This window comes from Paraburkholderia sp. HD33-4 (genome assembly GCF_021390635.1).
Lineage (GTDB): Bacteria > Pseudomonadota > Gammaproteobacteria > Burkholderiales > Burkholderiaceae > Paraburkholderia.
Map to the genome: position 1 here is coordinate 788,544 of NZ_JAJEJS010000002.1, position 24,951 is coordinate 813,494.

Consider the following 24,951-nt stretch of genomic DNA (forward strand, 5'->3'; position numbering starts at 1 on the left):
TAGATGGATAGCCCTTAAATCTGTACAGGTCGATGCCACAGCGCGCGCCTGGTCCCCGTCTAATACCGAAACCCGGAAGTCCGCTGTAAGCGCCTTTCCACCGCGCAGGTGGTGGATGTTAAGGCTAGTTCGCCACGAGAGCAGGGGCGATGTCCTCGTCGGGAATTGGGTTGTAAGCCTTTGATTTCATTAGGTCGCGATTGTGCATCTTAGGGGAGCACGCGCGACCGCGCGAGGCATCGTAACTGCATGAATTAAATGAGGAATCCTCTGTTTAATGCTCATTACCTCTCAAGTAATCGACGCAATGCACGCGAGCGGTCAATCTTCATTCCGAGCCCGCCGCATGCGACACGTATGCCAAGCGAAGTGCTCAGTCCTGCCAATCGAGGAGTTTGAGATGAATGCGCATACCGATTTGATCGACCGTTATTTCGATACCTGGAACGAAACCGATGGCGCGCGTCGTCGCGACTTGATCGCGGCGACGTGGAGTGCCGATGCGGACTATCGCGACCCGCTGCTGGCGGGGGCGGGCCACGATGGCATCGACGCGATGATCCGCGCGGTGCATCAGCGGTTTCCGCATCACACGTTTCGCCGTACGACCGACGTCGACGGCTTTGCGAATCGACTGCGCTTTTCGTGGGCACTGACGACGCCCGCGGGCGAGGCGATCGTGAAGGGCTCGGACTTCGGCGTGGTCGACGCGCATGGGCGCCTGCAAGCGGTCACCGGTTTTCTCGACGAAGCCCCCGGCGCCGCCTGAGGCATTTTTCACGGAGACGATCATGCACCAGCCCGCCGCTGCCAAGCCTGCACAAGTCCATCTCGCGGTCCTGCGCGTCGCGGCCGCGCTCGATGCGTTATCGAGCGCGATCGCGGGTTTTGCGCTGCTCGGTGGCGCTCGGGCGTTCATGTTCATTGCACTGCTAGGTTGGCGCGAGCCGGTGCTAGGCGGCGCGGGCCTCGTGCTGCTTGCGATGGTCGGCTGGCTGCGCTGGCAGTGCGGTGCGAGCGCATCGCCGCAAGCCGCGCGATGCGCTTGCTACAATCGATCGTCGTGCGGTTGACGCGTAACAAGCCTCATCTTGCGCCAGGCATGCGACCTCACCCCGCGGCATGTTCCCAACCGAACGACCAGGAGACCCCGTGCTGAAAAATCTGGACCCGCTACTGAACGCCGACATCCTGCACGCGCTGCGCTCGATGGGCCACGGCGACGAGCTCGTGATCTGCGACGCCAACTTCCCGGCCGACTCGGTCGCGCGCGATACCGTGCTCGGCAGGCCGCTGCGTCTCGACGGCGTCGGTTCGCCGCGCGCGATCCGCGCGGTGCTGTCGGTGCTGCCGCTCGACACCTTCATCGAGCATCCCGCGTCGCGTATGGAAGTGGTCGGCGAGCCGCATACGATTCCCGCGGTGCAGCGCGAGGCGCAAGCCGAGGTCAATGCGGGCGAGGGGCGCGAAGTGCCGTTCGTCGGGATCGAGCGATTCGCGTTTTACGAGCGCGCGCGCGAGGCGTACTGCGTGATCGCGACGGGCGAGGAGCGCGGCTACGGCTGCTTCGTGTTCACGAAGGGCGTGTTGCTCGCGCCGGACGCGCCACGCGCATAGTCGCGCCCACCTTCTCCGATTCATCACGACAAACCATGAGCTTCCAGCTAGAGAGTCTCGATCATCTCGTTCTGAACGTCGCTGAAGTCGAAGTCAGCGCGGCGTGGTATGCGCGGATGCTCGGCATGCGGCGAACCGAATTCGCGTCGCGCACCGGCACGCGCGTGGCGATGACCTATGGCAATCAGAAGATCAATCTGCGTCCCGCATCGGCCGATACCGTCGCATGGTTCACATCGCGCGAAGCGATGCCGGGCACGGCGGACCTGTGTTTCGTGACCACCGCGTCCCCGGACGACGTCAAGGCGCACTGGCTCGCGCAAGGTGTCGCGATCGAGGCGGGGCCGGTGGAGCGCGACGGCGCGCGCGGCAAGATGATTTCGGTGTATTGCCGCGACCCGGATGGCAACCTGATCGAGGTCGCCACGTATCCGCCAGCCTGAGCGGGCTTGGAAATCGCCGCCATTGCACATATGCTCAGGGTCGAGGCGGGGAACTGAGCCCGTCCAATCGGGTCTGCTGCTTATTCAATTACAGGAGTCCCCCATGTCGCGTCCCGTCGATTTCGGCATTATTTTCATCGCTCGACTCGCGCTTTCCGTGTTGTTCCTGTGGAGCGGGGTGATGAAACTGCTGGGCTATGCGGGCTTCGTCGGCTACCTGCATTCGAAGGGCGTACCGTTCGTGCAGATCGCCGCGCCGATCGCAACCGCGGTCGAGGTGCTCGGCGGCCTGCTGCTCGTGGTCGGCTTCAAGGTGCGGCCGCTCGCTCTGATCATGGCGGTGTACACGGTCGCGACGGCGGTGCTCGGCCACGACTTCTGGAATATCACCGACCCGGCCTTGCAGCACGACATGGTGATCCATTTCTGGAAAAACATCGGAATCGCGGGTGGTTTCCTGCTGTTGTTCGTGACGGGCGCGGGGCGTCTGAGCATCGACAACGCGCGTGCGCCGCGCAGTGGTCTCGGCGGGTTGTGAGGCGCGAGCGCGCTCAGTGGGTGCGGCCCGGATCCTGCTACCCAGCAGGGCAGCCAATCCGCGGCAACCAAGGGAGCAGATGATGATTCAGAACTTCGAGCAAATGATCGGTGGCAAGGTTACGCAACTGTGCGCGAGTCTCGGCGAAGGGCCGACACCGCATCGCGTAATCATCAGCCTCGCCGATTCGGCGAAGACGCTGGTGGTTCTGGATGCGTCCGGATTCATCGGCACGCTGAAGGCGGAGATCGAGGACCCGGAGAAGCTGGTCGCCGATGCGATCGCCAAGGCGCGCAACGAAGGCCTGATCGAGCGCGCAATCGATACCGGCGCGATTCAGGAGGCGTCGCTGTAGGCGATTCCGTTACACACACCGCTTACTTACTCGCGGCGCCCGCCCCACGCGCAGACGGTGCCGCCGCGTGCGGCTCCGGATGCACGAAACACGCGAGCACGAGCCCCAGCAGCAGCAATCCCACCGAAATAGCCGTCGCCGCCTGCATCCCCGGCACGATCTGCGTCGCGGCCGCGCCGCCCGCGAGTGCGCCGAAGGCCGCCACGCCCACCGCGCCGCCGGCCTGGCGCGCCGTGTTCAATACCGCCGACGCCGTGCCCGCGCGCCGTGCTTCGCTCGACGCGAGCACCGCCGTGGTCATCGCCGGCACCGCGAGGCCCATGCCCGACGGAATCAGCAAAAACGGCAGCAGCAGACCGATCAGCGGCGTGTCGGCGTCGACGAGATGCAGCAGGCCGTAGCCGAGACCGGCCGTGATCGCGCCGAGGATCATCGGCACGCGCACCCCCAGGCGGCCGATCACCCAGCCGCTCGCGAGGTTCGAGATCAGAAAGCCGCCCGTCAGCGGCAGGAAGGCGAGGCCGGCCTGCAACGGCGTGTAGCCTCGCACGCGCTGCAGGTAGAGGCTCAGCACGAACACCATGCCGTAATACGTCAGGTTCACGCAGATGCCGAACAACACGGCCGCGCTGAACGTGCGCGTGCCGAACAGCGACAGCGGCAGCATCGGGCGCGCGACGCGCGCCTCGACGAACACGAACGCGGCCGCCGCCAGCAGCGCCAGCACGAAGCCGCCGGCGACCAGCGGATGCGCGAGCCCAAGCGGCCGCCATTCGATCACCGCGGCGACGAACGCGGTCAGCGCGACGATCGCGAGACACTGGCCGCCGAGATCGATGCCGCGCGACGGCGCGCCGGTATTGTCGCGAGCCCCGGCAGGCGCGCCGCGCCGAGCGGCTTGCGGACGCGGGATCCACAGCAGCGTCGCGAGCAGGCCGGCCGCGCAGATCGGCAGATTGACGAGAAAGATGCTGCGCCAGCCGAACGCGGCGATCAGCAGACCGCCGGCCACCGGCCCGGCCGCGATCGAAATCGCGCCCGAGGCGGTCCACAGGCCGACCGCGCGGGCCCGCAGCTTCGGTTCGTGGCCGAACGACTGATTGAGCAGCGCGAGCGAATTCGGCAGCATCGCGGCCGCGCCGATGCCTTGCACCGCGCGCGCGGCGATCAGCATCGGGGCGTCGAGCGCGAGCCCGCAGGCCAGCGACGCGAGCGCGAACAGCACGATTCCGCACGCATACATGCGCCGCGCGCCGAAGCGGTCACCGAGCGCGCCGGCCGACAGCATCAGCACGGCGAACGCGAGCGTGTACGCATCGACGACCCATTGCAGTCCCGCGACGTTCGCGTGCAGATCCGCGCCGATTCGTGGCAGCGCGATGTTGACGATGGTCACATCGAGTTGCGTGACCACGAAACCGACGCTGACGGTCGCGAGAACGCGGCCGAGGGCGGGCGAAAAGGAGGGGGAGGTTGAGTTCATGGGTACATCGTGAACCCGATGCGGCGCGCGATGTTTCGGCGCGGCGTGAAGTATGGATGCGCGATAGGCGGCGAGCGCGGAACGCAACGAGCATTCCGCTACTGCGCAATCCAGATGCCTGACCGTATCAGGCGACGCCGGGCGACGGCGCCTCTCATTCCAGAGCAGTCGCGCCGCCGCCAACCCGCAGATCAGCCCGCCCGCGGCGCATCCTCGATGAACAGCGTGGTCAGCGCACCCAGCACGCAGATCGCTGCGACATACAGCGGCGCGGCCAGAGGGTTCGATTTCATCATCAGCGACACGGCGATCGGCGTCAGACCGCCGAACACCGCATACGCGACGTTGTACGAGAACGAGATGCCCGAGAAGCGCACCACCGGCGGGAATCCGCGGACCATCACGAGCGGAATCGCGCCGATCACGCCGACGAAAAGCCCGGCCAGTGCATACAGCGGCACGAGCATGGACGTATCGACGGCCAACTGGCGGAACATCACGTAGTACGTGATCGCAAGCGCAATGCCGCCGACGAAAATCGTGCGACCCGCGCCAATCCGTCCGGCGATCGAACCGGCCATCACGCAGCCGATCGTCAGGCACAGCGTCGCGACACAGTTCGCGAGCAGCGCGGTGGCCGGCTCGATGTGGAACTGCTTTTGCAGCAGCGTCGGCGTCATCAGGATCACGACGACGATCGCCGCCGACAGCATCCAGGTGAGCAGCATCGATACGATCACCGTGCGGCCGTGATCGCGCAGTACGGCCTTCAGCGGCACTTCCGCGGCGATCGCCTTGCGCTGCTTGAGCTCGGCGAACACCGGCGTCTCGTGCAGCCAGCGGCGCAGATAAACCGAGAACATGCCGAATACGCCGCCGATGAGGAACGGCACACGCCACGCAAACGCGGAAATATCGGCCGGCGTGAAATGGCGATTGACCGCCGATGCAATCAGCGAGCCGAGCAGAATGCCCGCCGTGAGGCCGGCCGTCAGCGTGCCGCACGCATAGCCGACGTGGCGCCCGGGCACATGCTCGGAGACGAACACCCAGGCGCCCGGCACTTCGCCGCCGACCGCCGCGCCCTGCATCACGCGGAACAGCAACAGCAGCACGCCGTCGCAATTTTGTCTAGGACATCGAGCGTAAGGTCGAGACTCTTGCGTTCAATTTGACTCGCGTATCCCCACGGAAGCCCGGCCCGCTTTGCCAATTCGTTTTGAGAAATCTCGCGCAACAACCGGTATCTCTGAATGTTTGCGGCCACCGACGCGCGAAACGTTTTGACGCGTTCGTCTGCAGGAGGTGGGTAGCTGTCTTGACCAAAAAGATAACAGGGGTCAACGCTAAGCGCGACCGCGAGGTTCATGATCGTATCGAGCCTGGCGTTCGCGCATTTGTTTTCAATCAGATGGAGCGTGTTCCTGCTGACGCTTGCTTTTTCACATAGAGCGTCACCCGAGATGTTCTTTTCTTTGCGGGTAGCGAGTATTGATTTGGCAAGCTGCTCCTTGGCGAGCAGGGGAGTCTCGGGCATATTGAAAAGTCGACGTGAGGGCGTAGCGAATGATAACGCGAGGAATCGCGTACGCAGCCAGAGGTCGGTTTTGGTCTCTGCCGAAACGGCGGTTTTCGATACGAAGGGCTCTTCGATGCCGCTTTGTATTGCTCAAAATTCGGCAGCCCTCCAACTGCTAGCGTGAGCGCTTCGACATTTACATTGCCAAGCTTCACATTGTCCGTATTCGGCGACGCTTGCTTGATTGGAAAGACTGTTGAGGGCGAAGTGGTGTGCCGGTCGAGCCGCGCGACCACGAATTCAGACTGATCCTATGGAGATAGCGAGGTTTGCCGCCGAAGATGAGCCGGATCTACCCACTGAGAACAAAGATTTCATGCGCACCCGGCTTTGTCACAGTCTGACTCTCCCAAGGAGGAATTGGTGTTTTTTGCCTTTATTGGCGAAAAAAACGGGAAATATCACCTGATATCCATTATTTTTGAGAGGCAGGGTAAAATTTACTTGCCGTTGCGGAAGGTAGATTTGATACCAAATCAAACCAAACTCCGCGCAACAAGTCCATCCCATGCGCGTTGCAGTTCTTCAGCGTGACCCGGTCATACGTCAGTCGATTGAATCCGCTCTGGTGAGAGCCGGCCATTTCTGCGCAGCCTATGACGACGGCTTCGCTATGTCGAGGTTACTCGCGCGCTCCACGATGGATCTGCTGGTGCTCGACTGGCAGGATACGCGGCCTGAGGGCGCCGACCTGTTGCGCTCGGTGCGCCGGGTGGCAGGCGAGCGCGTGCCGATCATGTTCGTGTCGATCGACGGGTCGGAGGAAAGCATGGTGCGCGCGCTCGCCTGCGGCGCCGACGATTACCTCGCGTTGCCGCTGCGCGACGCCGAGTTTCGCGCGCGAGTCACGGCGCTGCTGCGGCGCGCGTATCCGGAGCGGTTCAGCGCCGCGAGCTGTTTCGAGATCGGTTCCTATCGTTTCGACACGGTCCGCCAGGCGGTCACGCTGCGCGGCGCGCCGGTGCCGCTGTCGCCCACGCAGTACCGGATCGCCGCACTGTTCTTTTCCAACATCGATCGCGTGATGTCGCGCGACCATATCTTCGCTACGGTATGGGGCCGCGAACTGCGCGAATTAACGCGGACGATCGACAGCCACGTGTCACGGCTGCGTCTGCTGCTCGCAATCGAGCCGCATAATGGTTTCAAGCTGGAGCCGGTATACAGGAGCGGCTACCGGTTGTTGCGGCTCGACGATCAGATGACTCGGTGTTCAGCGGGTGAAGATTTGTTGCCGGCACGCACGGCATGAACTCGACGCGGCTCGGTATGTGCTGAAATCCGCGTTGCAGCCCGTCGCGCTGGCAAACGGTGTTCATTCTGCTTGCGTGTCCGTATCGGTCAGCCACGATTGCCTTGCGTGTGGTGACCGATATCGACGGCGGTACCGAATAGCGGGACGCTTCGTGCGCCGCACGCGCGGCGGATCATGCATTGCCCCGTTATGCCGAAATCGTCTCAATCCGCGCGCACGCGCACCAAGACCCCCCGGCGCGCGATTCCTACCATGAGCGACATGAAAACCCTCAACATCATCGACTCGCACACCGGCGGTGAACCCACCCGCCTCGTGGTGTCGGGCGGCCCGGAGCTGGGCGGAGGCACGCTCGCGCAACGGCTCGACGTGTTCCGCACTCGTTTCGACGACTGGCGCGCCGGTATCGTCACCGAACCGCGCGGCTCGGACGTGGTGGTCGGCGCGCTGCTCTGCGAGCCCGACGATCCGACTTGCGCGGCCGGCGTGATCTTCTTCAACAATGTCGGCTATCTCGGCATGTGCGGGCACGGCACGATCGGGCTCGTCGTGTCGCTTGCGCACATGGGGCGGATCGGGCCGGGACGTCACCGCATCGAAACGCCGGTCGGCGTGGTCGAGGCGACCCTGAACGAAGACGGCGGCGTCGCGGTGCGTAACGTGCCCGCGTATCGCCACCGCAAAGCCGTGCAGGTCGACGTGCCAGGCTATGGCGTGCTGACCGGCGACATCGGCTGGGGCGGCAACTGGTTTTTCCTCGTGGCCGAGCATGGACACGAGCTCGACGCCGCGAACATCGCGAGCCTGACAGCGTTCAGCTCGGCGATTCGCGACGCGCTGATCGCACAGAACATCACGGGCGCCAACGGCGCGCTGATCGACCACATCGAGCTGTTCGGACCGGGCTCGCGCGAGGGCCTCGACAGCCGCAGCTTCGTGCTGTGTCCCGGCAATGCGTACGACCGCTCGCCGTGCGGCACCGGCACGAGCGCGAAGGTCGCGTGTCTCGCGGCCGACGGCAAGCTCGCCGAAGGCGCGGTGTGGCGCCAGGAGAGCATCATCGGCAGCGTGTTCGAGGCGAGTTATCGCGCGGCGGGCGACGGCATCCACGTGATTCCGACCATCACCGGTCACGCGCACATCATGGCCGAGGGGCGTCTGTGTTTCGACGAGCGCGATCCGTTCGCGTGGGGTATCCGGACCGCATGAGCCCGGATGCGCTGATCATCGGAGCGGGTATCGTCGGTGCCGCGTGCGCGGCGGAACTGGCCGCGCTCGGCATGCGCGTCGACGTGCTCGACGCGCAGCGCATCGGCGGCGGCGCGACGGCCGCCGGCATGGGCCATATCGTCGTGATGAACGACTCGCCCGCCGAATTCGCGCTGAGCCGCTATTCGCGCGAGCTATGGCTCGAACTCGCGCCGCAGCTGCGCGCGCGCGACGCGTTCGCGCGCTGCGGCACGCTGTGGGTCGCGGCCGACGACGAAGAATGGCAGGCCGCGCGCGCGATGCATGCGGCCTTTGCTGCGCAAGGCGTCGCCGCGCAACTGCTCGGCGCGGCCGAACTGCGCGCCTGCGAACCGGCGCTCGCGGATTCGATGGCGGGCGGTTTGCGCATCGAGCACGACAGCATCGTGTATGCGCCGACCGCCGCCGAATGGCTGCTCACGCAGTCGCCGCGCGCGGCGAATATCAGCGTGCGGCTCGGTGTGACGGTCGCGTCGATTGGTCCGGACGGCGTCACGCTGGAGAGCGGCGAGCGCGTCAGCGCGGCGCACGTGATCGTCGCGAACGGTCTCGGCGCGGCCCAGTTGCTGCCGTCGCTGCCGTTGCAGCCGAAGAAAGGCCACCTGCTGATCACCGACCGCTACCCGGGGCTGATCCGTCATCAGCTGCTCGAACTCGGCTATATCAAGAGCGCGCATCACGCGACCGGCACGTCGGTCGCATTCAACGCGCAGCCGCGTCCGACCGGGCAACTGCTGATCGGCTCGTCGCGCCAGTTCGAAACCACCGATCCCACCGTCGAGATGCCGGTGCTCGCGCAGATGCTGCAACGCGCCGCGCGGTATCTACCGGCGTTGCCGACGCTCAGCGGGATCCGCGCGTGGACGGGGTTTCGCGCTGCGTCGCCGGACGGTCTGCCGCTGATCGGACCGGCCGGCGAGTTTGCGGCCGACGTCGACTCTGGTTCCGCGTCCCGCGTGTGGCTCGCGGTCGGTCACGAAGGGCTTGGCGTGACGACCTCGCTCGCGACCGCGAAACTGCTCGCGGCGCAGATCGCGGGCCGCGCCGCGCCGATTCCGTTTGAACCTTATCTGCCGGTCCGTTTTGCTGAACAGGTGACTCATGACCGACACTGACGCGGCCCGCATCCGTTTGACGGTCGACGGCCGAAGCATCGAAGTGAAACCCGGCACGACCGTGGCCGCGGCGCTCGCGATCGCCGGTGTGAGCGGCTCGCGGCTATCGGTCAAGGGCGAGCCGCGCGACGTGTTGTGCGGAATGGGCGTGTGCCAGGAGTGCCGCGTGACGATCGACGGCCGCGCGCACACGCTCGCGTGCCAGACGCTGTGCCGCGACGGCCAGCGCGTGCAGACGCGAAACGGGACGGTACACGCATGACGCAGCACTTCGACATCGTGGTGATCGGCGGTGGTCCGGCTGGGCTCAATGCCGCGCGGGCGGCGGCGCAGGCCGGCGCGACGGTCGCGCAGATCGACGACAATCCGCGCGCCGGTGGCCAGATCTGGCGCCAGGGGTCGGCCTATCCGCCGCAAGCGCCGTTGCATGCATTGCTCGCGGCGTTGCAAGCGCAGCAAAACTTCACCTACTGGCCATCGACGCGCGTGATCGCGCCGCTCGGCGCGCAAGGTTTGCTGCTCGAATCCGCCGAACACGGCGGCGCGTCGGTCACCTACGACAGGCTGATTCTTGCGACCGGCGCGCGCGAGCGTCTTCTGCCGTTTCCCGGCTGGACCTTGCCCGGCGTGACCGGTGCGGGCGCGTTGCAGGCGCTGATCAAAGGCGGCATGCCGGTGCGCGACGAACGGATCGTGATCGCCGGCAGCGGCCCGCTGCTGATGGCCGCGCTCGCCACCGCGCGGGAGGCCGGCGCGCGCGTGATCGCGGTGGTCGAGCAGGCACCGGCGGCCGAGCTCGCGCGTTTCGGCGTGTCGCTGCTGCGCGAGCCCGCAAAGCTGCGTCAGGCGATCAGCCTCACGCGCGGCTTCGCGGGACTGCGCTACTGGAGCGGCAGCATCGTGCGCGAAGCCCGCGGCGACGAGCGCGTGCGGCAGGTGACGATCCGACGCGGCGAGCGCGACGTGACGCTCGATTGCGACCGGGTCGCGTGCGGCTACGGACTGCTGCCGAACGTCACGCTCGCGCAGGCGCTCGGCTGCGCGATCAGCGATGCGGGCGAAATCGTCGTCGACGACGAGCAGCGTACCTCGCTCGAACGCGTTTTTGCGGCGGGCGAGTGCACGGGCGTCGGCGGCGCGGAGCTCGCTTGCGCGGAAGGCGAGATCGCTGGTCTGGTGGCGAGCGGCGCAGGCGCTGCGCAATGTGCCGCGCTGCCGGCGCTAGTTGCGCAACGCGAGCGCTGGCGGGGCTTTGGCGCGCGCGTCGCGGCGTCGTTCGCATTGGGTGAGGCCGCCCGCACGCCGCCCGCGGATGCGACGCTGCTGTGCCGTTGCGAGGATGTGAGCGTCGGCGAGGTGCGCCGCTGCGCCGATTGGCGCGACGCGAAGCTGCAGACGCGCTGCGGCATGGGAGCTTGCCAGGGCCGCATCTGCGGCGCGGCCGCGAGCCTGTACTTTGGCTGGCCGGCTGCCGCGCCGCGTCCGCCGTTCAGCCCGGCGCAGATTGGCACGCTGATGAGCGCCGCCGAACCTTCCGCCGCGGCGCCATGACGGCTTCGCGCTTACCCTCGGTAGATATTGGCGGGCGTCGCGCCGCTCTATAATCGACCGCAATCGACCGCAATCGACCGCAATCGACCGCAATCGACCGCACGAGCAGGCCGCCCGGCCGCAGCGGCGCGGCGCTCCACGAACGCATTCCAACGCATTCAACCAGGCACGCACCAACGGAACCGCACGATGAATACGCTGGCTCATCCGCTCGAACCGGACGATACGACGCTGTCCGGCATGCTGTCGCATTTCAGGTTGCTCGAGCCGGTATTCGATGCAATGCCGGACGTCGTGTTCTTCGTGAAGGACGCGGACGCGCGCTATGCGCTCGTCAACCGCACGCTCGCTTCGCGTTGCGGCTTCAAGGAAAAGGCTGCGCTGCTCGGCAAGACCGCCGAAGACGTGTTTCCGCGCCGCTTTGGGCGCATCTATACCGCGCAGGACAAGGCGATCATCGGCGTGGGCAACCAGATGCTCGATCAGCTCGAACTGCATCTGTATCCGGGCCGTCAACCGGGTTGGTGTCTGACCTGCAAACAGCCATTGCGCGATGCGACCGGCAAGGTGGTCGGCCTCGCCGGCATCTCCCGCGATCTGAAAGCCGACGAAAGCAGCCACCCGGCCTACAGCCGGCTCGCCGCCGTCGTGCAGTCGATCCAGGAAAACTATGTGCAGCCGCTGAACCTGAAGCAGCTCGCGGCGATGGCGGACATGTCGGTCGCGCAGCTGGAGCGCTACTTTCACAAGGTGTTTCATCTGACGCCGCGCCAGGTGCTGCTGAAAACGCGACTCGACGCGGCCACCGCGCTGCTGGTTTCGCACGACAAGGTCACCGACGTCGCCGCGCGTTGCGGCTACACCGATCACAGCGCGTTCACGCGGCAATTCAAGGCGACCGTCGGCGTCACGCCGACCGAATACCGGATGCTGCTGCACGGTACGCTGCGCAACTGAGCGGCAGCGCAGGCGTCATGGCGGGGCGCGCGCATCACTACTACGTGTACGTCGTCGCGCTGGACGACAAGGTGTGGAACGAGGCGCGCTTTCGTCGCGCGAATCCCGATTACCGTTTCGACAAGCCGTGCGTATATGTCGGCATGACGGGGCTCGACCCGGACTTGCGCTTCGATCGGCACAAGGCGGGCATTCAGGCGAATCGCTATGTGCGCGACTACGGCTTGCGCCTGATGCCCGAACTGTACGAAGTGTTCAATCCAATGCCTTACCGCGGCGCGCAGGATATGGAAGTGGAGCTGGCGATCGGGCTGCGCGAGGCGGGGTACGGGGTGTGGCAGGCTTGAGAGGCTGGAATGAGACAAGCCGCGGCAACGTCGATCGTTGTCGCGGCCTCGAACACAGTTGCGATGATCGTGCGTTACTTCACCCCAAGCCCCCGCAACACCGCATTGCCCTCGGAGGTCAGGCGGATATGAGGCGTGCCCGCATCGTTCGAAACGGTCTCGACGAGACCAGCTTCGTAAAGCTGCGGAATTTCAGGTTTTGCGGATGCATCGATCGGCGCGTGCAGCAACAACAGCAGCGTCGCGAGTTCGTGATGGCTCAGCAGACGGCGCAGGATAGTAGGCCGCCTGGCTGGTGTTTCGGTGGTGTTCGGTTCGGGCTGATTCATGGGGAGCGCACCTCGTGCGGGGACATGTCCGGGGATCTTGCGGACGAAGTCTTAAACGATTCTTAAGACTCCATTGTCCTGTAACACCGTGACATGAACGTTGCAATGAATCAGATTTCGGTGCGAGGAACTCCACCTTTTTGCGCCATCGAGCCTTACGGCGCGCAGGTTTTGCCTGCCGATTCGATCCACAGGTTGCTTACATGACGCTTGCCCGCATAGAAACGGTAAGTTGTCGCGCCGTTGTCGCTGCGTACCTTGACGATGTTCGAGTCGCCGAAGTCGAGCATCTGGCCTTGCGGGATCCCGGTCGACTTGAACGCGGCATTGTGATGATTGGCCATCTGCGTGAGACAGGCGACCACGTCGTCGACGGAACGCTGGGTCGTCGTGTCCGTGACGGGCTCGCCGGCATCCGGGTCTTTCTGGAAATACGCGCAAGCGCTGAGCAGTAGCGAAAGGGACAGGACTGCAGCGAACTTCTTCATATCTCTCCTGGCATTGATTCGGCGATTCGGCTGCGGGTCCACGCGTCGCGCGGGCTGGACCGCAAAACAGGCGCCATTATATCGAGACGGCGAACCTGCCCCGATCGGGGACGCAGTTCGCGTGCCTGAAGAGACGAAATCCGGAACGACGCGGCGGCTTCCAATGACGAAGCCGCCGTCGTGCCCGCGGTGCCTGCCCGTTACTTGCGCCGCTGCGCCTGCGCCGCGAGCCGCACCGCCGCATTGGCTGCGCCGTAGCCGTCATAGCCGCCGCGCCGCTCGACGATCTCGAGGAAGAAGCGCTGGTCGAGTTGCTCCGTATAAGCGTGGAAAAACTCGCCGCCGCGTTCGTCGCGGTCGTACAGGATATTGTTTGCCCGCATCGCTTCGAGCAGCGTGTCGGACAGCGCGTAACGGGCCGCGAGGTCGTCGTAGTAATTGCGCGGAATGCGCAGGAGCGGCACGCCGTCGGCGACGAACTCGGGGATCGCGCTGAAGATGTCGCCGGTGCTGAACGCGACGTGGTTCAGGCCGGAGCCGTGATACGTGTGCAGCGCCTCGGCCACCGCCGTATGGCGATCCACCGATGCATTCAGCGCGATCCGCACCGAGCCGTCGGGGCTGCGCAGCGCGCGGCTGCGCACGAGGCCGTACGGATCGGGCACGAGGACCCCCGGCTCGGCCAGGAAGCCGAGTGCGGTGCGCAGAAACAGCACCCACGTATCGAGCGCGTTCGCCGGCACCGACAGGCACACGTGATCGATACGCTCGAGCGGCCCCACCTCGGTCGGCCCGTTGACGTCGGTGAGCACGAAATCGGCCTCGAACAGCGTGGGCTGATCTGGCGTTTCGTCGACGAAATAGTTCAGGCTGCCGTCCGGCGCCTGCACGGCCGGCAGCACGCGCTCGTTGGGCCCGATCTGGCCGGAGAACGGCGCGTAGCCGAAGCCGGCCGCGCGCTCGAACGCCTGGCTCGCGTCGTCGACACGAAACGCCGACGCGCACAGCGACAAACCATGCTGCTGGAAAAACGCGTTCGCGAACGAATCGGGCTCGGCATTGAGCACGATCGATGCCGCGCCGTGCTGATACAGCGTCACGTCCTTCGAGCGATGCTCGCCGGCCTGGCGAAAGCGCAGCTTGCCGAGCCAGTCGACGAGTTGCGTGCGCGTGGAATGATCGACGGCGAATTCGAGGAACTGATAGCCGACGTGCGCGGGCACGGCGGGCGAGCGGTACAGGTCGCTCGTCGTCTTCTGCGGCTGCTGTTGCCGTTCGAGCAGCGCGCGGGTCTGCTCTTCGAGGAACAGCAGCGAGCGATGGCCGTCCGCGGCCGTAATCGTGGTGGGGGCGGCGCGAAAGCCGTCGTTGAAGATTTCCAGCGAAAGCGGGCCCTTGTAGCCGGCCTTCACGACCTGCGCGGTGAAGTTCGCCAGATCGAAGTCGCCCTGGCCGGGGAAGCAGCGGTAGTGGCGGCTCCATTCGAGCACGTCCATCGCGAGCTTCGGCGCGTCCGCGATCTGCACGAACGCGATGCGCTCGCCCGGAATATCGGCGATCGCGTCGGGCGTGTCGTCAAGCGACAGCGTGTGAAAGCTGTCGAGCACGAGCCCGAGGCTCGGATGGTTCACGGCGTCGACGAGCTTCCACGCGTGGCGGTAGGTCTTCACGTGCTTGCCCCACGCGAGCGCCTCGTAACCGGCGATCACGCCGGCCGCTTCGGCCGCGCGGGCCAGCGCGCCGAGCTGGTCGATCATCAGCGAGTCGTCGCAGATGGTGTCCGGCGACACGTTGCTGCATACGAGGATGCGGTCCGTGCCGAGCTCGTGCATCACGTCGAACTTACGCTTTGCGCGGTCGAGATTGCGCGCGAGCCGCTCGGGACTGACGCCGTCGAAATCGCGAAACGGCTGGAACAGCATGATCTTCAGGCCGAGGTCGTCGGCGATGCGGCGCACGTCGGCGGGCGAACCGTCGAAATACAGCAGGTCGTTCTCGAAGATTTCGACACCTTCGAAGCCCGCCGCGCGGATCGCGCTCAGCTTCTCGGTGAGGGTGCCGCTAATCGACACGGTGGCAATCGAACGTTGCATGAACGACTCCTGCAAAAACGCACAAACGACGGAGGAAATGAACAGACAAACCGCTGCGGCGCGCCCTGTGGACGCGGTCTGCCGGGCTTGCTGCAATGCGCAAAATGAGCTAGTTCGTTACGCACTGCAGCAAGACGCAGACCAGAATACCCCACACTAGCCGGGAGTTTCGATAGTCTATACAAACTAACTAGATGGTACAAATTCGTAGAAACCCCGAATGACGGCGACGGCCAATGCGCGCACACTTCGCCATGCGTCGAAGAACCGCCGCGGGTGCCGCGGTTCGAGTCGCGCCTTATTCTGCAGGAGTCGTTGTCATGAGCTTTGCCTCCGTACTGGTCCTGAACGGACCGAACCTCAATCTGCTCGGCACGCGCGAGCCGTCCGTCTACGGCTCGGAAACGCTCGACGACGTCGCGAAGCTGTGCCGCGACGCGGGCGAGCGCCTTGGCCTCGCGATCGACTTCTGCCAGTCGAACGCCGAGCATCAGCTGATCGACTGGCTGCACGCGGCGCGCACCAAGGTCGACGGCATCGTGATCAATCCGGCCGCGTACACGCATACGTCGGTCGCGATCGCCGACGCGCTCACCGCGATCGAGAAGCCCGTCATCGAGGTGCATATCTCGAACGTGCATCGACGCGAAGCGTTCCGGCATCACTCGTACGTGTCGGCGGTCGCTGACGCGATCATCGTCGGCTGCGGCACGCAGGGCTATGTGCTCGCGCTGGAACGGATGGCGACGATTCTTAAGAATAGGGCGGCAAAATGAACACTCAAGCGAACACTCAGGCAAACCCCCGGACCGAAGCGCAGATGGCCGCGTTGGCCAACGCGCAGGCGAACTTGCGGGCCACTCCGAATTCCTTTCTGGTCGGTCTGATCGGCTCGGGCATCGGCGGTTCGCTGACGCCCGCGATGCACGAGGAAGAGGGCAGCAAGCTCGGTCTGCATTACGTGTATCGACGCATCGACCTCGATGCGCAGAAACTCGACATCGCTGCGCTGCCGGAGCTGCTGACGGCGGCCGAACGGATGGGTTACAACGGCCTGAACATCACGTATCCGTGCAAGCAGGCGGTGATTCCGCTGCTCGACGAGCTGTCCGATGACGCCCGCGCGCTCGGCGCGGTCAACACCGTGCTGCTCAAGGACGGCAAGCGTATCGGTCACAACACCGACTGGTCTGGTTTCGCGCGCGCGTTCCAGCGTGGCCTGCCGGACGTGTCGCTGGAACGCGTCGTGCAGCTCGGCGCCGGCGGCGCGGGCGCTGCGGTCGCGCACGCGGCACTGAACATGGGCGCGCAGTCGCTGACGCTGTTCGACGTCGACGCCGCCCGCGCGCAGTCGCTTGCCGACGAATTGCAGGCGCGTTTCCCTAAAGCCAGGGTCACCGCGGGCACCTCGCTGGGCGAGTCGCTTGCCGCCGCGCAAGGGCTGATTCACGCGACGCCGACCGGCATGGCTAAACTGCCGGGCCTGCCGCTGCCGGCCGAATTGCTGCACCGCGATCTGTGGGTTGCCGACATCGTCTATTTCCCGATCCGCACCGCGCTGTTGCAGGCTGCCGAAGCGCTCGGCTGCCGCACGCTGAGCGGCGGCGGCATGGCGGTCTACCAGGCGGTCGATGCCATGCGCATTTTTACGGGCCTCGAGCCGGACGCCGAGCGCGTCTACACCCACTTTCAATCGCTGTTGCAACGCTAACCGGCCGCGTAAAGACCGGCATCCAAGCTGATCGAGGAGACAAGACCGCATGACGCAATCGTTCCAACCCAGTTCCGCGGGCTCAGCCGCGCAGAACAAGACGGCGAGCACCGCGCGCCGTTCCAAAGCCCGTTATAAGATCCTCGGGCTGCTCGCAGTCGGCACGATGATCAACTATCTCGACCGCACCGTGCTCGGCATCGCCGCGCCGCAGTTGACGAAGGAACTCGGCATCAACGCCGCGCTGATGGGCCTGCTGTTCTCGGTGTTTTCGTGGAGCTACGTGGCCGCGCAGATTCCGGGCGGTCTGTTTCTCGACCGCTTCGGCAGCAAGCTCACGTACTTCCTGTCGATGACGTTCTGGTCGTTGTGCACGCTCGCGCAAGGGCTCGTGGGGAGCATCGGCGGGCTGTTCGCGTTCCGTCTGGGCCTCGGCGTTTCGGAAGCGCCGTGCTTCCCGACCAATAGCCGCGTGGTAGCCACCTGGTTCCCGCAAAGCGAACGCGCGATGGCGACCGGTACCTACACGGTCGGCGAATATATCGGCCTCGCATTTTTCAGCCCGTTCCTGTTCATGCTGATGGGTGCGTTCGGCTGGCGCTCGCTGTTCCTCGTGGTCGGCGGCGTCGGGATCGCGTTCGGCGTGGTGTGGTGGCTGCTGTATCGCGAGCCGCGCGATCATCCGTCGGCGAATCAGGAAGAGCTCGACTATATCGAGGCGGGCGGCGGTCTCACGCAACGCCACAAGGACGTCGCGGACGCGGCAGGTGCAGCCGCGCCGAAGAAGAGCGGCTTCGAATGGCGCACGATCGGCCGACTGCTCAAGCATCGTCAGCTGACCGGCATCTGCCTCGGCCAGTTCGCGGGCAATTCGACGCTGGTGTTCTTCCTTACGTGGTTCCCGACGTATCTGGCCACCGAGCGTCACATGGCGTGGCTGAAGATCGGCTTCTTCGCGATCATGCCGTTCATTGCGGCGTCGATCGGCGTGATGTTCGGCGGCGTGTTCTCCGACTGGCTGCTGCGTCGCGGCAAATCGCCGAACGTCGCGCGCAAGCTGCCGATCATCGCGGGTCTGCTGCTCGCCTCGACGATCATTCTCGCGAACTATGTCGAGAGCAACGTCGTCGTGATCGCGATTCTGTCGGTGGCGTTCTTCGCGCAGGGCATGGCCGCGCTCGGCTGGACGCTGGTGTCGGATATCGCGCCCGAAGGCCTGCTCGGCGTGACCGGCGGCATCTTCAACTTCGCCGCGAATCTGGCGGGTATCGTGACGCCGCTGGTGGTGGGCCTGATCGTCGCCGCAACCGGTTCGTTCGTCGGTGCGCTGGTGTTCATCGGTGTCATCGCGTTGATCGGCGCGCTGTCGTACATCTTCATCGTCGGCGATATCAAGCGGATCGTGCTGGTGGATTAAGTCTCTCTCCGCTCATCCGTCTCGTTTGGTCTGACGGTCGCTGTTCCCTTCGAATCCCCGGTTGTCGTCGCAGTGCGGCGGCAACCGGGGATTTTTTGCTTTTCGTGGCGAGATTATCGCGCCTGTACTTATACGATGTCTTATTACATTTGCAAAACATAGAAAGTATTGCCGGAATCGCGTAGAAATTACATTGCGTTAAATGTGAATAGTTTCACAAATATTCAATATGTGAGACGCGGTTTGAGCAATAAACGGCGGAAGTGGTTATTTAAGGTTATTACTTTGTTAGACGAGGGTAAACCATCTTGTATGACATCCCATCAATGAAGAGAATGCCTACAACATAAATTTCGAGCCGTAGGTTCAAACCTTTGGAGGGGACATGAAGACGGGATTGTTGGCGATTGCAGTGGCATGCATGACTCTGGCGGGCTGTGGTGGAGGTGGGATGTCGAACGGTAATTCCGACGCGTCGGCTCCGCCCGCATCGGCGACCCCGGCCACGCCGGCCTCTTCACCGACCGTTAGCACGACGTTCAACGTTGCCGACTTCGGCGCCAAAGGCGACGGCTCGACGGACGACACCGCCGCGATCCAGAAAGCACTGAATGCCGCGACTGCCGCGAAGGGGACGGTCGTGTTTCCGCAAGGCACGTTCATGACCGGCGCGCTGTTCGTCGGGTCGGACACGACCTTGCAGATCGATGAAGGTGTGACGCTGAAGGCCATTCAGGCGCAGACCTGGTGGAATATCGAAACCTCCATCGCGTCCGGCGCGATCAACGGTTTCTATCCCGATGGTCTTTCGCTGTACCCGCAGGTGCCGACCCGCGTGCAGGGTATCGAGATGAACTGGGCATCGGCGATCATCAACGTGCGCAACGCCAGCAACGTGACGATCACCGGCAAGGGCGTGATCGACGGCAATGGGCAAGCGTGGTGGTCGCACTATTACGCCGATGGCACGTCGTTCCATTCGACGCTCGGTGTCACGTGGGCGCTCAACTGGGACGAGCAGCGGCCGCGCGGCATCGAAACGTACGAGTCGACGAACGTGACGATCAAGGACGTGACCGTGCAGAATTCGCCGTTCTGGACCATTCACCTGTGCTATTCGGACCAGTTGCACCTCGACGGCGTCAAGGTCTACAACTTCCCGACCCCCGCGACCGGCATCATGCCGAGCACCGACGGCATCGACATGGACTCGTCGACGAACATTCTGGTCGAGAACGCGGACATCGTCGCGAACGACGATGGCTTCGTGATCAAGTCGGGCCGTGACGGCGACGGGCTGCGGGTGAACAAGCCGACCGCGAACGTCGTGATCCGCAACTCGACGGTGCGGGCCGGTGCGACCGCGTTTACGATCGGCAGCGAAACGTCGGGCGGCGCGAACAATATCGAAGTGTCGAACATTCAGGTCTCGCCGCTGACCGGGCAGATCAACAGCAACGTCGGCTACAAGGCGGGCGGTCCGGCCGTCTACAGTGTGTTCGTGTTCAAATCCGCGCCGACGCGCGGCGGCACGATGGAAAACGTCTATATCCACGACATCAACGTCGACGACGCGTACTACTTCATGCAAGGCAACGAAAACTGGCCGGCCGGCGGCACGGTGCCGGCCACGTTCGGCACGACGTATGTGGAACCGCCGTACTGGCCGTCGATTCTCGTGATGCCCGCCAACGCGTCGGACGGCTATCCGATCTTCCGTAACTTCAAGTTCGAGAACATCACGATGAAGCACGTCGAGAGCGCGGTGTTCGGCGTGGCGGGCTATACGATCGCGGGTGAAGCGGAGAAGGGCCGGTTTACCAATTTCACGTTCAACAACGTGAACATCACGGCCGTCAAATCGTCGGGCACCTCGGTGGGGGCCGGCTCGATCGCCAATGCGGGCAACTGGACCTTTACCAACAGCACGATCAAGGATGCCGCCGGGGCGAACCTCGTGCCGACGTTGCCCGCCACGTCGACTGCCGTCACCGGTTTGCCGGGTCAGTAAGCCGCTGAACGCGCTGCGTTTCTCGAAGCGATAAAAAACGGGATGTGGCTTTCGCCACATCCCGTTTCCTTTTCAGCCGGTCATTGCGCCGCCGGCGTCAATCGTCCTTCTTCACGAACCGCAAGATCGCATCGACGATCATCGCCCGATGCCGCGCGCGCAATCGCGGATGCGACGGATCGCGCCCAAACGCAGTGCCGAACGTATGCCGGTTGCCCACGCGATGAAAGCACAGCGAGCTGATCATCAGATGCAGATCGATCGGATCGATGTCGCTGCGGAACTGGCCGGCCGCGATGCCGCGCGCGAGCAGATCCTCGATCGTGTGAATCACGGTGACGTTGCGTCCTTTGAACGTCTTGACCTGCTCGACGTACTTCGCACCGTGAATGTTTTCGATCGTCACGAGGCGCACGAAGTCGCGCTGGCGGTCGTGGTAGTCGAACGTGAATTCGACTAGCGCGCGCATACCCTCGACCGGATCGAGTTCGCTGATGTGCAGATCCTGTTCGAGCGCGCGAATGTCTCCATACACCTTCTCCAGCACCGCCTGATACAACCCTTCCTTGCTGCCGAAGTAGTAGTACAGCATGCGCTTGGTGGTGTTCGTGCGTTCCGCGATCGCGTCGACGCGGGCGCCCGTGAGTCCCATCGCGGAGAACTCCTGGGTCGCGACGTCGAGGATGTTGCGCTTCGTCTGCTCGGGATCGTATTTGCGTGGGGCGTCCGCACGCCGGGCGTCGCTACGCTTTGCGTCCCCATGCCTGGCGTCGGTACGTCGCGCATCGGCGTGCGGCGTGTCAGACACGATGCCGTTGGTATCAGGCTCGGCGGCCTTGCTTCCCTTTTTCATTGTGGTTTCGAGCGGCAGTGACGGCGCATTCTAGCATGGCGAAATGGGCCTCCGGCGCGGGTCTCAGGCATCGACGCAGGCGTCTCGAAGGGGCTTGCGTGGCGCTTACGCGACCGGGCGCGTGGGACGGCGGCGCGCGGCGAGTGCGTCGCGCGTTTGCATCGCGGTGTACGTGAGCTGCGCGGCCGCGAGACCGAGCGCGCCGTACGTGCGCGTGAGGCCGAAGCTCGCGAACGCGTCGGGCACTGGCCGTTCACCGGCGATGGCCGCGGCCAGCAGTTCGCCCGACACCGTGGTCGGGGCCATGCCGTGTCCGCCGAAACCGACCGCGTACCAGACGCCATCCGCGCTACGGCCGATCTGCGGCATCTTGTGTCGCGCGTAGCTCATCAGGCCGCCCCAAGCGTGCTCGATGCGCACGTCGCGCAACTGCGGATAGACCTTCAGCAGGTCCTGTCGCAACAGACGCGCAATCGCCTCGGGCTCGCGGTCGCGCACCGAGATGCGGCCGCCCCACAGAATGCGCGTGTCGGGCAGCGGCCGGTAGTAGTCGAACGCGAAACGGGTGTCGTAGACCGCGGCACGCGTCGCGATCGCGTCGGACAAACGTTCTCCGAGCGGCTCGGTTGCCATCACGTAGGTGGCGATCGGCAGCACCGCGCGCTCGACGCGCGCGTACACGTTGCGCGCATAGCCGCCGCCCGCCATCACGACGTGACGCGCGTCGAGCGCACCTTGCGGCGTCTCGACGACGAAGCCCGCACCGTCGCGCCGCAAGCTCACGACCGGCGAGCGCTCGTGGATCGTCGCGCCCGCCTGCGTGGCCGCCGCGGCGACGCCGACTACGTACTTGAGCGGGTGAAAATGGAACGCGTTGCGCTCGAACAGGCCGCCGTGATAGCGGTTCGTTTTCAGTTGCGCGGCGAGTTCGTCGGCCGCGATCGGCTCCCAGTCGACGCCGAACGAATCGCGCATCAGACGCCGTTGCGCTTCGAGGCGCGTGGGTTCGTCGAACCAGTTCGCGAGGATCACGCCGGCGTCGGTCGCGTCGCAATCGATCCGATGGCGCGCAATGCGCTTGCGCATCAGCTCGACCGCGTCGGTGGTCAGCGCATAGAGCTCGCGCGCGCGAGTCGGACCGAGCGTCTTCAGCAGGTCGGCGCAATCGAGGCTGTAGCCGCCGAACACGAAGCCGCCGTTGCGTCCCGAGGCGCCGAAGCCGACCTGCTGCGCTTCGAGCACGACGACGTCTTCGACGCCGCGCTCGGCGAGTCCCAACGCGGTGGAGAGTCCCGCGAGTCCGCCGCCGATGATGCAGACGTGCGCGCTGCGTCGGCCGTTGAGCGGCGCGTAGGCGGTGGAACGGGTGACGGTGGCTTCGTAGAAACTTTGCATGGGGCGCGAGCTTGTGGACACGCCCTAGGTTAGCGGCAATCGTGTGTCGCCGTCCAGCCCGCGTGAGCCCGCACGTCGGCGGGCGCCCCGCTACGCATCGATCTGTGTTATCGACCCCAGCGCAACACGAGCGGATCGAGCCGGCGCGCGATCTTCAACAGCCCTTCGCGCGTCGCCGGATGCATCTGCGGCAGCGGATGACGCACCGCGTCCGAGCGGATCACGCCGCCTTCCTTCATCAGCGCCTTGCACGAGGCGAGACCACCCTGGCGATTCTCGTAGTTGATCAGCGGCAGCCATTGCTGATAGTGCGCGGCGGCGGCCTCGGTATCGCCGGCTGCATAGGCATCGATGATCAGGCGGATGCCGTCGGCATAACCGCCGCCCGTCATCGAGCCGGTCGCGCCCGCATCGAGATCGGCCATCAGCGTGATCGCTTCTTCGCCGTCCCATGGACCGACGATCGCGTCGCCGCCCAATTCGATCAGCTCGCGCAGCTTGTTCGCGGCCTGCGGCGTTTCGATCTTGAAGTACGACACGTTGTCGATCTCGCGCGCCATCCGGGCGAGGAACGGCGCGGACAACGGCGTGCCGCTGACCGGCGCATCCTGGATCATGATCGGAATCTGGATTGCATCGGACACCGTACGATAGAACTCCTGGATGCCGCGCTCGCCGATGCGGATCGTCGCGCCGTGATACGGCGGCATCACCATCACCATCGCGGCGCCCGCGGCCTGCGCTGCGCGGCTGCGCTCCGCGCACTGGTACGAACTGAAGTGCGTGGTCGTGACGATCACCGGCACGCGACCCGCGACGTGTTCCAGTGCGAGATGCATCAGCGTGTTGCGCTCGTCGTCGGACAGCGCGAACTGCTCGGAGAAGTTCGCGAGGATGCACAGGCCGTTCGAGCCGGCGTCGATCATGAAATCGAGGCAGCGCTTCTGGCCTTCGAGGTCGAGGCGGCCCGCGTCGTCGAAGATCGTCGGCACGACGGGGAAGACGCCGCGCAGGGCGGTGGCAGGTGACGGTTGGCTCATGATTATGTGGTCCGTGCTGGGATGGAAGGATCGCGCGTGGGCCCGCGAACGGGCGGCGCAACTCGATGAATGTCTCCTTGGGCGACTATACGGCGTGAGGCCTCGCAGGTATATTGAATTGTTTCCATATCGTGATCGCTTTTACGACTCACCCGACCGATGAAAGACACGCTCAACGTCCTGTTGTCGAAGCTGCGCATGAAGCAGCTGCATCTGCTGATCGCGCTCGACGATCACAAATCGCTGCACAAAGCGGCCGGGGTGATGTCGATGACGCAATCGGCGGCGAGCAAGGCGCTGCAGGAACTCGAAGCGATGCTCGACGCGCCGCTTTTCGAGCGCTCGAAAAGCGGCATGATCCCGAATCAGCTCGGCCATTGCGTAATCCGCTATGCGCGCGTCGTGACGTCGGACCTGACCGCGCTCTGCCAGGACGTCGCCGAAATACGTTCGGGGCGCGGCGGTCGGCTCGCGCTCGGCGCGATCATGGGCGCGATTCCCGACTGCGTGGTGCCCGCGCTGAATCAATTGCATGCGGCGCAACCGGGTTTGTCGATCGAAGTGGTAGAGGACACCAGCGCGCGAATGCTCGCGCAGCTCGACGACGGCCGGCTTGATCTGGTGGTCGGCCGCGCGGCGGTCGCGGCCGATCCGTCGAAGTATCAGTATCGTCCGCTCGGCGACGAGCCGTTGGCGGTGGTGGTCGGTTATCAGCATGCGCCGTTGCCGCGTCGCGAGATGACGTTGCGCGATCTCGCCGGGCATCGCTGGGTCATGTATCCGTCACACATGCCGCTGCATGCGCTGCTCGAACGCGAGATGGATCTCGCCGGCCTCGATATGCCCGACAATCCGATTTCGACGGCTTCCACTTTTGTGACGGTTGCACTGCTGCAAAGCAGCACTGAACTCGTTTCGCTGCTGCCGAGCGCGATCGCGGGGCCGTTCGTGCGGCACAAGATGCTGCGGGTCGTGCCGGTCAGGCTCAAATCGCCATCGCAAACTTTCGGCATCGTCACGCGCAAGGGCGGCGTGTTGTCGCCGCCGGCGGAGCGGTTCATTGCGCTGTTGCGCGGGCAGACACAACAAGGTCACACAAAAGCGCGAACTTCGGTGTGACCGGAAT

General features: G+C 64.7%; 26 protein-coding genes and 1 pseudogene. 18 read left to right on the forward strand and 9 right to left on the reverse strand.

Annotation, left to right across the window (positions count from 1 at the left end):
- Positions 1 to 400: 400 nt before the first annotated feature.
- From L0U84_RS23480 to L0U84_RS23505, 6 genes are all read left to right on the forward strand, one after another.
- Positions 401 to 769 carry a nuclear transport factor 2 family protein gene (locus tag L0U84_RS23480; protein ID WP_233853039.1) on the forward strand — a complete coding sequence of 123 codons (369 nt, stop codon included), beginning with the start codon at positions 401 to 403 and terminating at the stop codon, positions 767 to 769.
- 22 nt (positions 770 to 791) lie between these two features.
- Entirely contained in the window at positions 792 to 1,073 is a 282-nt protein-coding gene (locus L0U84_RS23485) for a hypothetical protein (RefSeq protein ID WP_233853040.1), read from the forward strand.
- A gap of 79 nt (positions 1,074 to 1,152) precedes the next feature.
- Positions 1,153 to 1,617 carry an RbsD/FucU family protein gene (locus L0U84_RS23490; protein WP_233853042.1) on the forward strand — a complete coding sequence of 155 codons (465 nt, stop codon included), beginning with the start codon at positions 1,153 to 1,155 and terminating at the stop codon, positions 1,615 to 1,617.
- 35 nt (positions 1,618 to 1,652) lie between these two features.
- Positions 1,653 to 2,060 (forward strand): VOC family protein, encoded by a 408-nt coding sequence (locus tag L0U84_RS23495; RefSeq protein ID WP_233853043.1) that lies wholly within the window; start codon positions 1,653 to 1,655, stop codon positions 2,058 to 2,060.
- Between the two features lie 103 nt (positions 2,061 to 2,163).
- Positions 2,164 to 2,598, forward strand: a complete 435-nt coding sequence (locus L0U84_RS23500) for a DoxX family protein (protein WP_018434221.1) — start codon at positions 2,164 to 2,166, stop codon at positions 2,596 to 2,598.
- Positions 2,599 to 2,680: 82 nt separating this feature from the next.
- Positions 2,681 to 2,953 carry a hypothetical protein gene (locus L0U84_RS23505; RefSeq protein WP_233856721.1) on the forward strand — a complete coding sequence of 91 codons (273 nt, stop codon included), beginning with the start codon at positions 2,681 to 2,683 and terminating at the stop codon, positions 2,951 to 2,953.
- Positions 2,954 to 2,975: 22 nt separating this feature from the next.
- Here L0U84_RS23505 and L0U84_RS23510 read toward each other — a convergent pair whose 3' ends face one another.
- The 3 genes and pseudogenes from L0U84_RS23510 to L0U84_RS44030 all read right to left on the reverse strand — a co-directional run bounded on the left by L0U84_RS23510 (position 2,976) and on the right by L0U84_RS44030 (position 5,973).
- Complete coding sequence (locus tag L0U84_RS23510) at positions 2,976 to 4,436, reverse strand: MFS transporter (protein ID WP_233853044.1); 1,461 nt, start codon at positions 4,434 to 4,436, stop codon at positions 2,976 to 2,978.
- 191 nt (positions 4,437 to 4,627) lie between these two features.
- Positions 4,628 to 5,551: pseudogene (locus L0U84_RS23515) on the reverse strand (MFS transporter); the annotation flags it as partial.
- Positions 5,527 to 5,973, reverse strand: a complete 447-nt coding sequence (locus tag L0U84_RS44030; RefSeq protein ID WP_326491196.1) for a helix-turn-helix domain-containing protein — start codon at positions 5,971 to 5,973, stop codon at positions 5,527 to 5,529. The gene L0U84_RS44030 and the pseudogene L0U84_RS23515, both read right to left, overlap by 25 nt.
- 550 nt (positions 5,974 to 6,523) lie before the next feature.
- Here L0U84_RS44030 and L0U84_RS23525 point away from each other — a divergent pair.
- The 7 genes from L0U84_RS23525 (at position 6,524) to L0U84_RS23555 (ending at position 12,488) form a co-directional block, all read left to right on the forward strand.
- The gene (locus tag L0U84_RS23525) at positions 6,524 to 7,267 is read left to right on the forward strand and encodes a response regulator transcription factor (RefSeq protein WP_233853045.1); all 744 of its coding nucleotides are present in this window, start codon (positions 6,524 to 6,526) and stop codon (positions 7,265 to 7,267) included.
- Between the two features lie 255 nt (positions 7,268 to 7,522).
- The gene (locus L0U84_RS23530; protein WP_233853046.1) at positions 7,523 to 8,479 is read left to right on the forward strand and encodes a 4-hydroxyproline epimerase; all 957 of its coding nucleotides are present in this window, start codon (positions 7,523 to 7,525) and stop codon (positions 8,477 to 8,479) included.
- Positions 8,476 to 9,633: an NAD(P)/FAD-dependent oxidoreductase gene (locus L0U84_RS23535; protein ID WP_233853047.1), complete on the forward strand. Its 1,158-nt coding sequence runs from the start codon at positions 8,476 to 8,478 to the stop codon at positions 9,631 to 9,633. The genes L0U84_RS23530 and L0U84_RS23535 overlap by 4 nt, the downstream gene beginning before the upstream one ends.
- Positions 9,620 to 9,895, forward strand: coding sequence for a (2Fe-2S)-binding protein (locus L0U84_RS23540; RefSeq protein ID WP_233853048.1), 276 nt, complete (start codon positions 9,620 to 9,622; stop codon positions 9,893 to 9,895). The genes L0U84_RS23535 and L0U84_RS23540 overlap by 14 nt, the downstream gene beginning before the upstream one ends.
- On the forward strand, positions 9,892 to 11,184 hold the full coding sequence (locus tag L0U84_RS23545; protein WP_233853050.1) for an FAD-dependent oxidoreductase: 1,293 nt from the start codon (positions 9,892 to 9,894) through the stop codon (positions 11,182 to 11,184). The genes L0U84_RS23540 and L0U84_RS23545 overlap by 4 nt, the downstream gene beginning before the upstream one ends.
- Positions 11,185 to 11,373: 189 nt before the next feature.
- Complete coding sequence (locus L0U84_RS23550; RefSeq protein ID WP_233853051.1) at positions 11,374 to 12,141, forward strand: AraC family transcriptional regulator; 768 nt, start codon at positions 11,374 to 11,376, stop codon at positions 12,139 to 12,141.
- Positions 12,142 to 12,158: 17 nt separating this feature from the next.
- Positions 12,159 to 12,488 (forward strand): hypothetical protein, encoded by a 330-nt coding sequence (locus tag L0U84_RS23555; protein WP_008922170.1) that lies wholly within the window; start codon positions 12,159 to 12,161, stop codon positions 12,486 to 12,488.
- A 74-nt stretch (positions 12,489 to 12,562) separates the two neighbouring features.
- Here L0U84_RS23555 and L0U84_RS23560 read toward each other — a convergent pair whose 3' ends face one another.
- The 3 genes from L0U84_RS23560 to L0U84_RS23570 form a co-directional block, all read right to left on the reverse strand.
- Positions 12,563 to 12,817, reverse strand: a complete 255-nt coding sequence (locus tag L0U84_RS23560) for a hypothetical protein (protein ID WP_233853052.1) — start codon at positions 12,815 to 12,817, stop codon at positions 12,563 to 12,565.
- Between the two features lie 155 nt (positions 12,818 to 12,972).
- Entirely contained in the window at positions 12,973 to 13,305 is a 333-nt protein-coding gene (locus tag L0U84_RS23565; RefSeq protein ID WP_129957079.1) for a hypothetical protein, read from the reverse strand.
- Positions 13,306 to 13,505: 200 nt separating this feature from the next.
- Positions 13,506 to 15,398 (reverse strand): bifunctional sugar phosphate isomerase/epimerase/4-hydroxyphenylpyruvate dioxygenase family protein, encoded by a 1,893-nt coding sequence (locus tag L0U84_RS23570; protein WP_233853053.1) that lies wholly within the window; start codon positions 15,396 to 15,398, stop codon positions 13,506 to 13,508.
- A 320-nt stretch (positions 15,399 to 15,718) separates the two neighbouring features.
- Here L0U84_RS23570 and aroQ point away from each other — a divergent pair, with 320 nt between their 5' ends.
- The 4 genes from aroQ to L0U84_RS23590 all read left to right on the forward strand — a co-directional run bounded on the left by aroQ (position 15,719) and on the right by L0U84_RS23590 (position 20,537).
- Positions 15,719 to 16,174 (forward strand): type II 3-dehydroquinate dehydratase, encoded by a 456-nt coding sequence (aroQ, locus tag L0U84_RS23575; RefSeq protein WP_233853054.1) that lies wholly within the window; start codon positions 15,719 to 15,721, stop codon positions 16,172 to 16,174.
- Positions 16,171 to 17,109: a shikimate dehydrogenase gene (locus L0U84_RS23580; protein WP_233853055.1), complete on the forward strand. Its 939-nt coding sequence runs from the start codon at positions 16,171 to 16,173 to the stop codon at positions 17,107 to 17,109. Before aroQ ends, L0U84_RS23580 begins: the two co-directional genes overlap by 4 nt.
- Before the next feature lie 49 nt (positions 17,110 to 17,158).
- Entirely contained in the window at positions 17,159 to 18,526 is a 1,368-nt protein-coding gene (locus L0U84_RS23585; protein WP_233853056.1) for an MFS transporter, read from the forward strand.
- A 451-nt stretch (positions 18,527 to 18,977) separates the two neighbouring features.
- Complete coding sequence (locus L0U84_RS23590; protein ID WP_233853057.1) at positions 18,978 to 20,537, forward strand: glycoside hydrolase family 28 protein; 1,560 nt, start codon at positions 18,978 to 18,980, stop codon at positions 20,535 to 20,537.
- 97 nt (positions 20,538 to 20,634) lie between these two features.
- Here L0U84_RS23590 and L0U84_RS23595 read toward each other — a convergent pair whose 3' ends face one another.
- From L0U84_RS23595 to L0U84_RS23605, 3 genes are all read right to left on the reverse strand, one after another.
- Entirely contained in the window at positions 20,635 to 21,390 is a 756-nt protein-coding gene (locus tag L0U84_RS23595) for a TetR/AcrR family transcriptional regulator (protein ID WP_233853058.1), read from the reverse strand.
- Between the two features lie 105 nt (positions 21,391 to 21,495).
- Positions 21,496 to 22,785 (reverse strand): NAD(P)/FAD-dependent oxidoreductase, encoded by a 1,290-nt coding sequence (locus L0U84_RS23600; protein ID WP_233853060.1) that lies wholly within the window; start codon positions 22,783 to 22,785, stop codon positions 21,496 to 21,498.
- A gap of 107 nt (positions 22,786 to 22,892) precedes the next feature.
- Entirely contained in the window at positions 22,893 to 23,825 is a 933-nt protein-coding gene (locus L0U84_RS23605; protein WP_233853063.1) for a dihydrodipicolinate synthase family protein, read from the reverse strand.
- Between the two features lie 159 nt (positions 23,826 to 23,984).
- Here L0U84_RS23605 and L0U84_RS23610 point away from each other — a divergent pair, with 159 nt between their 5' ends.
- Positions 23,985 to 24,944, forward strand: coding sequence for a LysR family transcriptional regulator (locus L0U84_RS23610; protein ID WP_233853065.1), 960 nt, complete (start codon positions 23,985 to 23,987; stop codon positions 24,942 to 24,944).
- Positions 24,945 to 24,951 lie beyond the last annotated feature (7 nt).